The 14,038-nt window shown below is 65.2% G+C and carries 11 protein-coding genes; 1 reads left to right on the top strand and 10 read right to left on the bottom strand.

The window, feature by feature from the left end; translation table 11 throughout:
* Window positions 1-5: 5 nt before the first annotated feature.
* Window positions 6-1,115 carry an aromatic ring-hydroxylating oxygenase subunit alpha gene (locus BSY18_RS18280; RefSeq protein ID WP_069051446.1) on the bottom strand — a complete coding sequence of 370 codons (1,110 nt, stop codon included), beginning with the start codon at window positions 1,113-1,115 and terminating at the stop codon, window positions 6-8.
* 128 nt (window positions 1,116-1,243) lie between these two features.
* On the opposite strand from BSY18_RS18280, the gene BSY18_RS18275 reads away from it, so the two are divergent.
* Window positions 1,244-1,933, top strand: a complete 690-nt coding sequence (locus BSY18_RS18275; RefSeq protein ID WP_054133759.1) for a GntR family transcriptional regulator — start codon at window positions 1,244-1,246, stop codon at window positions 1,931-1,933.
* A gap of 29 nt (window positions 1,934-1,962) precedes the next feature.
* On the opposite strand, the gene BSY18_RS18270 is transcribed toward BSY18_RS18275, so the two are convergent.
* Genes BSY18_RS18270 through BSY18_RS18230 form a run of 9 tightly spaced genes read right to left on the bottom strand, consistent with a single transcriptional unit; the run spans window position 1,963 to window position 14,012 of the window.
* Window positions 1,963-3,462 (bottom strand): aldehyde dehydrogenase family protein, encoded by a 1,500-nt coding sequence (locus BSY18_RS18270; protein WP_069051445.1) that lies wholly within the window; start codon window positions 3,460-3,462, stop codon window positions 1,963-1,965.
* Window positions 3,463-3,476: 14 nt separating this feature from the next.
* A complete protein-coding gene (locus tag BSY18_RS18265) occupies window positions 3,477-3,878 on the bottom strand; it encodes a nuclear transport factor 2 family protein (RefSeq protein ID WP_069051444.1) in 402 nt (133 codons plus the stop codon).
* On the bottom strand, window positions 3,875-5,533 hold the full coding sequence (locus tag BSY18_RS18260; protein ID WP_069051443.1) for a GMC family oxidoreductase: 1,659 nt from the start codon (window positions 5,531-5,533) through the stop codon (window positions 3,875-3,877). Before BSY18_RS18260 ends, BSY18_RS18265 begins: the two co-directional genes overlap by 4 nt.
* Window positions 5,530-7,161, bottom strand: coding sequence for a GMC family oxidoreductase (locus tag BSY18_RS18255; RefSeq protein ID WP_069051442.1), 1,632 nt, complete (start codon window positions 7,159-7,161; stop codon window positions 5,530-5,532). Before BSY18_RS18255 ends, BSY18_RS18260 begins: the two co-directional genes overlap by 4 nt.
* A complete protein-coding gene (locus tag BSY18_RS18250; RefSeq protein ID WP_069051441.1) occupies window positions 7,158-8,216 on the bottom strand; it encodes an amidohydrolase family protein in 1,059 nt (352 codons plus the stop codon). Before BSY18_RS18250 ends, BSY18_RS18255 begins: the two co-directional genes overlap by 4 nt.
* A gap of 13 nt (window positions 8,217-8,229) precedes the next feature.
* Window positions 8,230-9,675 (bottom strand): NAD-dependent succinate-semialdehyde dehydrogenase, encoded by a 1,446-nt coding sequence (locus BSY18_RS18245; RefSeq protein WP_069051440.1) that lies wholly within the window; start codon window positions 9,673-9,675, stop codon window positions 8,230-8,232.
* A 31-nt stretch (window positions 9,676-9,706) separates the two neighbouring features.
* The gene (locus BSY18_RS18240; RefSeq protein WP_236823409.1) at window positions 9,707-11,173 is read right to left on the bottom strand and encodes a carotenoid oxygenase family protein; all 1,467 of its coding nucleotides are present in this window, start codon (window positions 11,171-11,173) and stop codon (window positions 9,707-9,709) included.
* Entirely contained in the window at window positions 11,170-12,600 is a 1,431-nt protein-coding gene (locus BSY18_RS21480; RefSeq protein WP_236823408.1) for a spinster family MFS transporter, read from the bottom strand. The genes BSY18_RS18240 and BSY18_RS21480 overlap by 4 nt, the downstream gene beginning before the upstream one ends.
* The gene (locus BSY18_RS18230) at window positions 12,597-14,012 is read right to left on the bottom strand and encodes a spinster family MFS transporter (RefSeq protein ID WP_083231556.1); all 1,416 of its coding nucleotides are present in this window, start codon (window positions 14,010-14,012) and stop codon (window positions 12,597-12,599) included. The genes BSY18_RS21480 and BSY18_RS18230 overlap by 4 nt, the downstream gene beginning before the upstream one ends.
* Window positions 14,013-14,038 lie beyond the last annotated feature (26 nt).

The raw sequence follows: 14,038 nt of genomic DNA, 5'->3' as shown, positions 1-14,038 counted from the left end.
CCTGATCAGACCGCAGCAACCGAGCGCTGATCGGCGGGTGCCTGCCCGGCCTGGCCGGCGGCGATCGCCTGATCGATCAGCATCCGTGAACGCACGCCGCCGGCATCGATGTTCAGCAGCAGCAGCCTGCGCTCCGGATGGAGCTCGAGATTGCGCTGCTGGCGCTCGAGCATTTCCAGGTCCTCGGCGAAGATCTTGGTCTGGCCTTCGCGGATGGTGTTGGTGAGCGCCGCATCCTGAACGGCAAACCGTCGAGCAAGACCCCAGAAGTACCAGTGGGATGTCGTGGTTTCGGGCGTCATGAAATCGACCACCATCGCAGACGCCTTGTGCGCATTGTCGGCCTCATGACCGCCATGCCCCGCCAGCGCGACGCCGACCTCGATCAGCACGCTGCTGGGCAGCGAAAAGCGGCAGATCTGCCAGCGGTCGACCAGCTGCTGGTCGGGCAGCCCCGCCCCGCGCAACGCCATCTGCCAGAACGGCGGCGCCATGATGCCATCCATGAAGCGGCTGGTGACGATCTCGTCGCCTTCGATCCGGGTCTTGACCGGCGCCTCGTCGATTTCCTTCTGCCCGATGCTGCTGGCATGGACATAGTTTTCGTGCGTGAGGTCCATCAGATTGTCGATCATCAGCCGATAATCGCACGCGACGTGATACAGCCCGCCGCCAAAGGCCCAATCGTCGTTCTGCGCCCATGGCAGATGCCGCAGCTTCGCAGGATCGGCGGCTTCAGCGTCGCCGGGCCACACCCAGATGAAGCCGTAGCGCTCGACGACGGGATAGGTGCGGATCGGGGGAAAGCCCTTGACCCGCTGGCCGGGCATGCCGACCGTCCGCCCATTGCAGCCCATCGCCAGCCCGTGATAGCCGCACACAAGCGCGCCGTCCTGGATGAAACCGAGCGACAGCGGTGCACCGCGATGCGGGCAGAAATCCTCGAGCGCGGCAACGTTGCCCTCGCCATTGCGGAAAAAGACCATGTGTTCGCCGCAGATCTGGCGCCCCAGCGGCTTGCCCTCGATCTCGTCGGGCGTGCAGGCGACATACCAGGCATTGACCGGCCATGTCGGCGCGCTTCCGGTCGATGAAGCCGATGCTGCATTGGTCATGTTGCTCTCCCCACATCCTTGGTCGCGGTGCTTTCCGACGCGCTATTGGATCCAATAAGCATGATGGCTGATCGCCGTCAAGCGCGATTGGGGCTTGCCGGGCGACCTCGAGACTTTAAGAAACCCGCATGGAAAAGCGGATGAAGCCGGGACAGCGCGTGATCGTCGCGCTGCGCAATATGATCGCGTCTGGCGAGCTCGCCGATGGCGAGCGCATTGCGGAAATTCCGACCGCGGAGCGGCTTGGTGTGTCCCGCATGCCAGTGCGCACGGCGCTGCGAACGCTCGAGCAGGAAGGGCTGGTGACTCGGATCGGTGCCCGCGGCTATGCCGCGCGAGGCCCGACGATGGGGCAGGTGACCGATGCCATCGAGGTGCGCGGGGTGCTTGAGGGGCTTGCGGCGCGGATCGTCGCCTCCACCCCCGCCCCGCCTGCCCTCGCGCGAAAGCTGGAGCTTTGCCTGGCCCAAGGCGAGACGCTGTTCGCCAAGGGGCATCTCGAAGAGGCCGATCTCGAGCGGTTCTACGCCTATAATTGTGCGTTCCACGATCTGCTGGTGGCTGCCAGCGACAATGCCGCGATCGCCTATGCGCTGTCGCGCAACAATCACCTGCCGTTCGGATCGGCTGCCGCGCTCGCGCTCGACTGGGAAGATCTGCCCGCGACCTATGACCAGCTGTCCGCCGCGCATCGCGAGCATGTGGCGGTGTGCAACGCCATCCTGGCGGGCAAGGCGGAAGAGGCCGAGCAGTTGATGCGCCAGCACGCCCGCGCCCCGCTCGCCAACGGCCGCCTCGCGCTCGCCCCGATCCTCTAGCTCCGCGACATTGCGTGAACGTCTGAAAGCTACAGCGCGACCGTCACCGATTTGAGCTCGGTGAAGGCTTCGACCCCGGCCCGACCGTTTTCCCGACCCCAGCCGGATTGCTTGAAGCCCCCCAGCGGCAGTGCGGGGTCCACGCCGCCGCCGCCATTAATCCGCACTGTCCCTGCCTTGAGACGATTTGCCAGCCTCAGCCCATTCGACATGTCGCGCGTCCAGATCGACGACGACAGACCATAGCTGCCTTCATTGGCGGCTGCCGCGATGGTGTCGATGTCATCCTCGCCAAAACGCATCACGCACAGCACCGGCCCGAAGATCTCCTCGTCGACCACCTTCATGCCAGCCATGGTGCCGGTCAGCACCGTGGGCTGGACGAAATAGCCCGGACCCTCCACGCGCTGCCCGCCGCATGCAACAGTCGCGCCCTCGTCTGCGCCGCTTGCAATATAGCCCATCACCCTGTCGCACTGTACCTGGCTGACCAGCGGCCCCATCTCGGTGCCAAGAGCCTGGCCGTTGCCGACCCGCAGACTTCCGGCGCGCGCCACGATGCCTTCGACGACGCGGTCGTACACGCTGTCGTGCACGAACAGCCGTGAGCCTGCAGCGCAGATCTGCCCGGCGTTGCCGAATATGCCCATGGCAGCGGCGGGGATCGCCTTGTCGAGATCGGCATCGGCAAAGATCACCACCGGCGATTTTCCGCCCAGCTCCAGTGTCACCCGTTTGAGATTGCCGGTCGCGGCTCGGACGATGGCCTTGCCGACGCTGGTCGATCCGGTGAAGGTGATCTTGTCGACCAGCGGATGATCGACCAGCGCTGCGCCTGCGGTCTGGCCATAGCCGTTGACGACGTTGACTACGCCCGCAGGGAACCCCGCCTCGGCGATCAGCTCGGCGAGGATCACCGCGCTCAGCGGCGTCTGTTCGGCAGGCTTTAGCACCACGGTGCATCCCGCCGCCAGCGCAGGCGCGATCTTGGCCACCGCCATCACGAACGGGAAATTCCACGGCACGATGGCACCGACGACACCCACCGGCTCGCGCCGTGAGAACGCGTGCCATTCTCCGGGAGCGGACGGCGTTACCGTTTCTCCGGTGATCTTGGTCGCCCAGCCGGCATTGTAACGCAATTGCTCCGATGCGCCCATCACGCCGCCGAACTTGGCCATCATGAACGGCATGCCGTTGTCGAGGCTTTCGGTCAGCGCAATCCTTTCGCCATGCGCCTCGATCAGATCAGCCAGCCGGGTCATCAGCCTTGCCCGCATGGCCGGGGTGGTCGCAGGCCATGCCCCGCCGTCGAAAGCCCGCCGCGCCGCCTGCACCGCCCGATCGATATCGTCGGCATCGCCGCAGGCAGCGGTGGCAAAGACATCGCCGGTTGCCGGATCGATCACGTCGATCGTCGCTCCCGCAGCAGCAGGGCCAAACACCCCGTCAATGAACAGCGGGCGCGCACCGGATGCGAGCTCTGCCCGCAATGCAGTCAGAGCTTCGGGCGAAAAGGGGGCGTTCATTCAAGCATTCTCCGTCAGAATGTGGCAGGGCCGGTTCGCGCGTCGCCTACCCGGCGCGCCAGTATCTCGCTGAAGCGACCGTCCTTGATGGTGTAGAAGATGACGCTGGTGATGAAGATCGACTGGCCCGTGACCAGCGGCCCGGCGATGAAGCCGGGATCGTCGACCAAGCCCTTGAACTCGGTGTCCAATTCCACCGCGATGCCGGTGTCGTCGAGCACGATGCGCCTCAGATCGAGCTTTTCGTCGCAGCGCATCGCAACATCGCGATAGAAGGACAGGATTTCATCCCGGCTGCGCAGCACGCGCTTGCCCGACAGGGACAGCGTGACATCGTCGCGGTAGAAGCGACCGAAACCTTCGAAATCCTTGGCGTTGAACGCGGCGATATAGATTTGGAAGTCTTCTCTCGTCATGCCGCTCTCCTTGCGCTGGTACCCGGCACGCGCGGGTCTTCCGGAGCCAGTGCGGGCAGGCCCAGGATCATGTCACAGGCCTTTTCGGCGATCATGATCGTCGGGGCGTTGGTGTTGCCGCCCGGAACGGTGGGCATCACCGATGCATCGACAACACGCAGCCCGGCGATGCCGTGCACCCGCAGCTGTGGATCGACCACGGCCATCGCGCCGTGGCCCATGGTGCAGGTCCCCACCGGATGCTGGGTGACCTGCGCGGTCTGGCGGATGTGCCGGACAAGCTCTTCGTCGCTCTGCAGGTCCTGTCCCGGCAAAAGCTCCTCTCCGGTGAGCGCCGCCTGCGGCTGGGTACGATAGATATGCCGCGCCAGCCGGATGCCGTCGATCGCGGTGCGCAGATCGGCAGGATCGGAGAAATTGTTGAGCAGCACGGCGGGAGGGTCGGCCGGATTGGCCGAGCGCAGCGTAAGCTGCCCGCGACTGAACGGATGCAGCAGGATGACATCTGCGGTGATCGCATCACGCTGGCGGGCACGCACGCCGGGAAACCAGATCTGCGCGTCCATCCGCACGGGGTTGCTCCACAGCTGGATGTCGGGGCGGTCCAGTTCCGGCCGGGTGCGCAGCACGATGTTGCAGCTGTTGACCTGGCTGGCAAACGGCCCCTTGCCGGTGAGCGCCCAACGCGCCACGCCCAACGCCACCTTGTCGAACCGCAGTTCGCTCAGAAAGCTGACGGGTCGCTGGAGCGCAAAATGCACCGGAACGCGCGGATGTTCCGACAGGTTCTTCCCGACGCCGGGCAGATCATGGACAACCGCGATGTCGTGCCGGACAAGTTCGTCGGCTGGGCCGATGCCTGAGAGCATCAGCAGCTGCGGAGAATTGTACGATCCCCCGCACAGAATGACCTCGCGCTCTGCCTGGATTTCGTGCGTCCGGCCCTCGGCGCGATAGACGATGCCGGTGGCGCGGCCCGCTTTCAGCACGACGCGCTCGGTAAGCGCCCCGGTGACGACGGTCAGGTTCGGCCGACCCAGTGCAGGCTCCAGATAGGCGCGTGCGGTGCTGGAGCGCCTGCCCTTCGGGTCGATGGTCAGTTCGCCGCGCGCGAACCCCTCTTCCTGCTCGGCCTGCAGATCGGGCGATACGGGAAATCCCGCAGCAGCGGCGGTTGCCATCAGCGGATCGTGCAACAGGCGTTTGGTATCGACGGGGGCCACGTGCAGCGGACCGCGATCGCCATGCCACGGCCCCGCCCCGCGCCAGCTGGTTTCCATCCGCTTGAAATAGGGGAGGACCTCGGCAAAGCTCCAGCCTTCGCAGCCCATCTGCCGCCACTGGTCATAGTCGCTGGAATGGCCGCGCATGTAGAACATGCCGTTGATCGAAGACGACCCCCCCAGCACCCGGCCGCGCGGGATCGGAATGCGGCGTCCGTCCAGATGCGGCTCTGGCTCGGACATATAGGGCCAGGTATAGCGCGGATCGCGCAGCGCGCGCATGAAGCCCAGCGGCATCGTCAGCAGGAACTTCTTGTGGGTGCCGCCTACCTCGACCAGCAGAACCCGGTTGGCAGGATCCGCGCTCAGCCGATTGGCGAGCACGCAGCCTGCGCTGCCGGCACCGACGATGACATAGTCGAAGACGTTCATGCCGCGATCGCCGCTGCCTGGCCGTGGCGGATCATGTCGGCGGCCTTCTCCGCGATCATGATCGCGGGCGCATTGGTGTTGCCCCCTGGGATGGTCGGCATCACCGAACAGTCGACGACGCGCAGCCCTTCCACCCCGCGCACGCGCAGCTCGGGATCGACCACGGCCATGGCGCCTGTGCCCATCGCGCAGCTGCTGGTGGGGTGCATCGCGGTGCCGATACGCTGGCGGACAAAGGCGTCGATCTCGGCATCCGACTGGACATCGGGGCCGGGCACGACCTCATGGTCGATAAGGTCGCTCGCCGGATTGTCCGCCAGAAAGTCGCGCGTGAACCGGACGAACCTGCGGAAGCTGGCACGGTCGCCATCGGTGGCGAGCAGGTTGAGATGAATCGCGGGCTTGTCACGCGGATCGGCGCTCTTGAGGGCGACACGGCCACGGCTTTCCGGGTGCAATAGCACCGCCGAAAGCGACAGAAAGTCGCCCTTGCGCGCGCGCCAGCCGGGGAACCACAGCCGCGAGTCCATCGCCAGCGGGTTGATCAGCAGCTGCAGGTCGGGCCGGTCGAGCCCTTCGCGGGTGCGCAGGAACCCCTGCGCCCCCACCGGAAGCCCGCCTGCAGGGCCGGTCCCGAACAGCTGCCAGCGCAGCAGCGAAAGCGCAAACCGGTCCAGCCGCAGTTCGCGATCGAATGAAAAAGCTCCGCTTGCCTTGTGGACCATGCCGATCGACGCGTGATCCTGCAGGTTGGCGCCGACGCCCGGCAGATCGCAGACGACGTCGATGCCGTGTTCGCGCAAGGCATCGCCGGGGCCTATCCCCGACAGCATCAGCAGGTGCGGCGAGTTGAAGGCGCCTGCAGACACGATGACCTCGCCTGCAGCGTTTACCGTTTGCAGCTGCCCGTCGCGTTCATAGACAACGCCGGTCGCCCTGCCCTTGTCGATGACGATGCGATGGGTCAGCGCATGGGTGATGACGGTAAGGTTGGCACGCGCCATCGCGGGGCGCAGCATCCGCGCGGCGGGGCTCGCCCTGCGACCACGGTGGACGGTGAAATCGGGCGCGCTCCAGCCTTCGCGATCTTCGCCATGGAAATCGCCGAGCTGCTTCCACCCCCGCTTTTGCGCCGTCGCCATGAGCGCGGGATAGACGACCGAATCGCTGGCGTGACGCGCGACGGTGATCGGCCCATCGCCCCCATGGTGCTCCGACGGACCTCGCCAGTTGCTCTCCGACTTGCGGAAATAGGGCAGCACCTCGTCATGGCTCCAGCCGCGTGCGCCCATCTGCGCCCATTGGTCGTAATCGCCCGGATGTCCGCGCGAATACATCATGCCGTTGATCGAGGAGCAGCCGCCGATCAGCTTGCCGCGCGGTGCGGGGATGCGCCGATCGTCGCAATGCGGCTCGGGCTCGGACAGATAGCCCCAGCCGATGCCCGGCGTTTTCATCGCCTCGAACCACGCCAGCGGCATCGACACGATCGCGCGCTTTTCGCTGCCGCCTGCCTCGATCAGCAGGACTCGGCAGCCCGGGTCTTCCGACAGACGCGCGGCGAGCACGCAGCCCGAAGAGCCCGCGCCCACCACGATATAGTCATACTCTGCCGCTGGCTGGTTCATGCCAGTTTGAACAGCTTTTCGGCATTGGTCTGGAAGAACTTGCGCTTGGTCTCGATCGGCATGTCCATCGCGTCGAGATAGCTCACTTCCTCCACCGGGCACTGATAGGGATAGTCCATCGCATACAGCACCCGGTCTTCACCGATGACCTGCTGCGCGAACTTGATCGCCGGTTCCCACGCCATCCCCGAGTTGGTGAAATGGAAATTCTCGCGCAGATAGTTCGAGACCTTGCCCTTCTTCAGCGGCTTCATGCACTCGTAGCGGCCAGCGCGCACGCCCGCCTGGTGCATGAAATCGAGCCGGTAGAGCCAGTATGGCAAAGCCTCGCCCATATGGCCGAGGATGATCTGGAGTTTGGGGAACCTGTCGAGCACCCCGCTGGTGATCACCCGCAGCGCATGCATCCCGGTTTCCACGCCAAAGCCGAAGAGCGCGCCATCCAGCCCGGATTCGAGCATCGGGCCGATCATGTTGGCAGGCGGTGTGTTGGGATGGATATAGATCGGCACGTCGAGCGCCTCTGCCGCCTCGAGCACTGCAGAAAATTTGGGATTGTCCAGATATTCGCCGAGGATGTGGCTGTTGATCACGACGGCGGTGAAACCGAGTTTGGTCACGCAGCGCTCGATCTCCCTGGCCGCAACATCGGGCACCTGCACCGCGCAGGCCGCCATCCCGCTGAACCGGTCGGGATATTTGCGGCAGGCATCAGCAAGCCGGTCGTTTGCGGTCTGCGCCACCATCACCGCGCGATCGGGGTCGCGCAGCGCGTTGGTGGCCGGCGCGGTGAGCGCCAGCACTTGCCGGTCAATGCCCCGGATGTCCATGTCCGCGATCCGCTGTTCGCCCAGATCGACCAAGGCATTGGCGATGAACTGCGGCCGTTCTGCCGGATGATCGAGATAGAAGCCGATCAGGCTCTGGAACCCTGGGTCGACATCGGGCGCGGCGAGCTCGTCGCGGAACGCCGCGATCAGCTCGGGCGTCGAAAAGGCCTCTTCCGTCGCGATGCGCAGATAGCCCTGCGCGCCGCCGGTCTGGGGTGCGTTCATGGTCGTTTTCCTCTCAGACCTGATGGATCGATTTGGTGACGTAACAGGCGGCAAGCCCCTCGGGGCCGTCCTCCGAGCCGTGGCCGCTTTCCTTGATTCCCTGGAACGGTGAATCGGCGGCGGCGAGCGAGGTCGTGTTGATGCCGATCATCCCGGCCTCGATCGCTGATCCCAGCAGGTTCGCCTGGCGCCCGTTTTCCGTGAAGGCAAAGGCTGCCAGCCCGAAGGGCAACCGGTTCGCCTGCTCAATCGCTTCATCGAAGGTGCGGAACGGGCTGGTCACCACCACGGGTCCGAACGGCTCTTCGTTCATGATCCTGGCCGACAGCGGGACGTTCGACAGCACCGTGGGCTGAAAGAAGAAGCCATCGCGGTCGATGCGCTCGCCGCCGGTGCCGATCACTCCGCCATGGCTGACGGCATCGGCCACCAGATCGGCGATGGCAGCGGGACGGCGCGGATTGGCCATCGGCCCCATCTGGCTGTCCGGCAGCAGCCCGTCGCCGACCTGCACTGCAGCCATGCGCTGGGTATATGCGGCGACAAACCGGTCGTGGATGCCTTCCTGGATATAGAAACGGGTCGGCGACACGCATACCTGGCCCGCGTTTCGCACCTTGCCGGTGGCAAGCAGATCGACCGCCTTGTCCAGATCACAATCGTCGAAGATCAGCACCGGGGCATGACCGCCCAGTTCCATCGTGGTGCGCTTCATTGTGTCAGCGGCCAGCTTCATCAAATGCTTGCCGACCGCAGTGGACCCGGTAAAGCTGACCTTGCGGATGACCTGGCTGGCGAGCAGATGGCGCGACACCTCATCGGGGACGCCGAACACCAGTTGGCACACATCGGCAGGGCACCCCGCGTCAATCAGCGCCTGCACCACCGCCATGGCAGAGGCCGGGGCTTCCTCGGCCGGTTTGAGGATGACCGAACAGCCTGCGGCAATCGGCGCGCCCAGCTTGCGGCCGGGATTGTGGATCGGGAAGTTCCACGGAGCAAAGGCCGCCACCGGTCCCACAGGCTCGCGCGTCACGATCGAACGGGTTCCCGCCGGCCGCACCAGCACGCGCCCGTAATTGCGTTTGGCCTCTTCGGCATAGAAATCGAACAGCCCCGCGCACGCCATCGTCTCGATCCGCGTCTCCAGCAGGGTCTTGCCCTCCTCGCGCGTGGCGTTGGCGGCGATGATGTCGATCCGGTCGCGCAGCAACTGGGCGGCACCGCGCAGCACCCTCGCGCGCTCCTCGACCGGCGTCGAACGCCACAGCCGGAAGCCACGCTCGGCCGCCTCGAGCGCACGGTCGAGATCAGAGGCATCGGCCAGCGGAAGATCGCCCAGCGCATCGCCGGTTGCCGGGTTGATCACCGTCTGGGTGCGGCGACCGGCGGCGGTCAGCCACTCGCCATCGATGTACATGCCCAGCTGGGGATAGCCGGTGTTTTCATAGTCAGCCATGAGGGACCTTTCTAGGATTCCTGGATTGTGATCAGGCAGCGGCGCGCAGCGCTGCGGCGTCTGCCCAGTTGCCGTGCAGGCCCTGACGGATGCGGAAGGGCAGCGCGATCGTTGCAATCGGGCCGGAGGCGATCTGGAGCGCATCGAACAGCAGCAGCCGCGAACCCATTTCTGCCAGCCGGTTCTCGATGACGATCAGATAGCCGTCGCCCTCTGCTGTCGATCCGGGGCGCGGGATGAAGGCGGGCTCCTGAAACGACGATGTCGCGCCGACCCAATAGCTCTGCGTCTCGCCCGTCTCCAGATCGATCAGGCCGAGCGTGTTCATCATCATGCCCGATGCGCTGCGCCCGCCGGGCAGATCGACCGACTTGGTCATGTCCTGCACCAGCTGCCAGCCATAGCGATTCTTCAGCCCGGCAAACCGATCGTCGATGCGGGGAAACTCGCCGATGAAATCGGCCAGCGGGGTCATGGTGATCTCGTCCGAGTTGGCGCGCATATCCACCGTCCAGCGGGTCATCTGCGCGGCAGCCTCGTGCGGTTCGAACGGACGGCCTTCGGTGTCGGGGAAGAAGGGAAACATGTTGCCCTTGGCCATCGGCACATCGAAATGCACCAGGCCGCCTTCGTTGTGCGCATTCATGACATGGCTGGCAAAGCAGGTCGGGGCGCTGAACCAGCGGATATCCTCTGCCCGGCCGCCGCGCGGAAGCACGCCCAGATGCACCGGCCGTCCGCGGTCGAAACCGAAATGGGGAAGTCCCGCCTCGAGCCGCTCCCACGATCCGACGATCGGGACAACGTGAAACACCACGTAATCCTCAGTGATGCCGAAGTCGTGCATCATGCAGTAATACGGAATCTCGAACCACACTTCGTCGGTGATCTCGCCGTCCGGGCTGATCGTGTAGAAAACCATGTCGCGCGTGCAGAGCCCCTTGGCGGCATAGCCGAATGCGAGCATCTCGCCGGTTCTGGGATCGATCTTGGGGTGTGCGGTAAAGGTCTGGCTGGTCATCTTGCCGCCGAAATCGAATTTCGAGTCGATCGTCTCCAGCGTGTGCGGATCCATCACCACCGGCGGGCTGTCTTCCTTCAGCGCATACAGCCGCCCGGCATGGACCAGCACATTCGTGTTGGCGGTGCCGCGCACTTCGCCAGCGACGCTGGGGTGATCGGTCAGCGGGTTGCGATACGCACCGAACAGCGCCCCGCCCGCTTCGCGTTCCGCCACGAACTTGTCGGTGCGGGCCCAGCGCTGCTGCAGCGAGACATTGCCCTTGCTGAAGCGGAACTGCGTGACCATGCCATCGCCGTTGAACCAGATATCGTCGCCCGAAAGCGGCGGGAACTGCGGGTCGGGTGCGACGCGGTAGAACGCGCCATCGAGATCGGCGGGCACTTCGCCATCGATCACGGTCAGGTCGTGCACCGTCGCTTCCACCCCAGAAGGCGCGAAGAAGCCGGTGAAGCTGGGGGTTTCAGGGAATTTCAAGGTGATACCTCCTGCGAAAGAGCGGGTGTTTGAACGGGTTGCGGCACGGCGGGCATAAGATCGCGGGCCATTGTGCGTGTTGCCATGAAGGCGTGGAATGCAGCCCAGAAGAAGAACAGCGCGCATGCGACCAGCGCATAGCGAAGCCCCTCTTCCGACGCGGCATTGCAGGCGCTGACGACCGAAGACGAGGCATCGACCGGCGCGAGCCCGGAAGGGCAGCTTGCCGCATAGCCCACTCCAAAGGCGCGCGCGGCGAACAGGTCGCTGGCCCAGCCCATGAATGTTGGCCCAAGGCCGCCGCCGACCATGTGCATGGCAAACAGCAGTACCGCCGCCGCCGATGCGCGCATGCGCGGCTCCATCATGTTCTGCGTCGCACCGATCGAGGGGCCGAGAAAGGCAAATCCGATGCACGATGACGCGAGGATCAGGCCATAGCCAGCGGCGAAGTCGGTCTGCACGAGCCCAAGGATGTAGAATGGCGCGCCTGCCACCAGCACCAAAGCCGGTCCCCATCCGTACCAGCGCACATCGCGCCTCGCGAGGCGCGCAATCAGCAACCCCAGTCCGGTGGTGCCGATCGCTGCGGAAATTCCGGTGACCAGCCCAAAGTAGAAGCCCGCCTGCGAATAGGACAGCCCGTGCGACCGGACCAGAAACGTCGGGATGAACAGGTTGAGCCCAAGATTGCAGAAGATGCACAAGGCCGCCGCTGCGGTGAGGTGCAGAAAGGCGGGCTTGGCGCCGATCGCGCGCAGCACGGCACCGAACGTTGGCGGCGTCCCGATACGCGAGGCTACAGGATCGAACATGCCCCGCGCAGGCTCCTTGAGCGTGAAGAACACGAGCGCGGCGAGCAGCAGGCCAGGCAGTCCCGCCATCACGAAGGCGCTGCGCCAGCTGATGAACTCGGACGCCCAGCCACCCAGAAACGCACCGACCATCGAACCCAGCGGCACACCCAAGCCCAGGATGGCAATCGCGCCTGCGCGCATCCGCGGAGGATACTGGTCAGAAATCAGCGAATAGCATGGTGGCGAGCACCCCGCCTCCCCCAGGCCCACGCCGATGCGCAGCAGCAACAGCTGCGTAAAATTGGCGGCGAGCCCGCACAAGGCCGTCATGGCCGACCAGACCGCGGTGGCGATGGAGACGATCACGATCCGGTTTCGCCGGTCGGCCAATCTTGCCACCGGAATGCCGAACGCGGTGTAGAGAAACGCGAAGGCGATCCCGCCGAGCAGACCGAACTGCAGATCGCTGATTCTCAGATCGGCCTTGATCGCGGGGCCGAGCACCGCGATGATCAGCCGGTCGAGCGAAGACGAGGCATAAACCGCGACCAGCAGCGTCATCATCCACGCCCGATAGCCCGGCGCGTGCATCGGCTGGTCCAGCACCTCGCGGGTTGCGCTCTCGCTCATGCCGCCACCGCATCCCTGGCGATGGCGCGCGCCGCGATCCAGTAGTGTACTGCGGCCCAGGCATACAGGCTCAGGCTGGTGAGCAGCGAGGCACGCACGCCCCATGCCGATGCTGCGGCGCAGCCTGCGGCCGTTGCGTCAGCGGCGCATCGTGCGGTCAGCCCCGCGCCATCCATCGCATGGCCGGTGTACAGATCGCTCACCAGGCCGATGATCGGCGGTCCGAAGCCGACGCCGATCAGCGTCGAGACGAAGAAGAACACGAACGCTGCGGTGGTGCGCATGTTGGCCGCCACCATGTTCTGGAACGCCACCAGCGTCGGTACCGAATGGAAGAACAGGAAGATGCCGGCAATCGTCAGGCAGACCAGGCTGACGCGCGGATCGGGTGCGATATAGCCGAACAGATACAGCGGCAGGCTCAGCGCCAGCCCCCAGAACGGCAGCAACGCATACCAGCGTTCGCCGCGCCGCGCGATGAAATCGATGCCGAAGCCGCCCAGGCTCATGCCCGCGGTGGCGGCAATTCCGGAAAGAAACGCAAGATATCCACCCGCCTCGGCCAGCGTCAGGCTGTGCACCCGCATGAAGAACGGCGTCGTGAAGGCACCGCCAGCGTAGAGCCCCATCGATGCCAGCGCGAGCCCGATCAGCATATGCAGAAACGCAGGCCGGGTGAGCAGGAGCCGGAACACCGCCATCATCGGCGGCGGCTTGGCAGCCTCTGCCCGCTGTGCGGCAGGATCGCTCATTCCGCGCGGCGGATCGGTCAGCAACAGCCGGAACAGCAACGCCACCACCAGCCCCGGCACGCCAACCGCCATCAGCGCCGTGCGCCAGCCATATTCCGCGGCGATCGAGGCGGCGGCGACCGATCCGATCACCGAGCCCACCGGCGCCCCAAGCCGCATGATGGTAAGCGCAAAGCCCCGGCGATGCGGGGGAAAGTGATCCCCGATCAGCGATGCGCTGGGCGCCTGCACACCGGCCTCGCCGATGCCGACACCGACACGCGCGGCGAACAGTTGCCAGAAGCTGGTGGCAAAACCGCACAGCGCGCTCATGATCGAGAAGATGCCGATCGAGACCGAAATGATCGTCACGCGATCCTTGCGTTCGGCGAGCCGCGCGATCGGCAGGCCGAGCGAGGAATACAGGATCGCAAAGCTGAGACCGCCCAGCAGCCCCAGCTGGAAATCACTCAGCCCGAACTCCTGCTTGATCGGCTCGGCCAGCGTCTGGACGATGACACGGTCGATATAGGCAAATGCTGCCGTCAACAGGATGAGGGTCAGCAGAACTGCGCGGTACACAGGGCCATAGACACGTTCTGCGGGGAGACTGGTCGCACTTTCGCTCGCTGGCATCGTCTTGCTTGCTGGGTCGATGACCGCCACAGATTGCTTATCCATTCATTTGGCCACCTGCCCGGGGAGCG

This window comes from Blastomonas sp. RAC04, from assembly GCF_001713435.1.
GTDB lineage: Bacteria > Pseudomonadota > Alphaproteobacteria > Sphingomonadales > Sphingomonadaceae > Blastomonas > Blastomonas fulva.
This window is presented reverse-complemented; position numbering and strand designations above follow the sequence as displayed.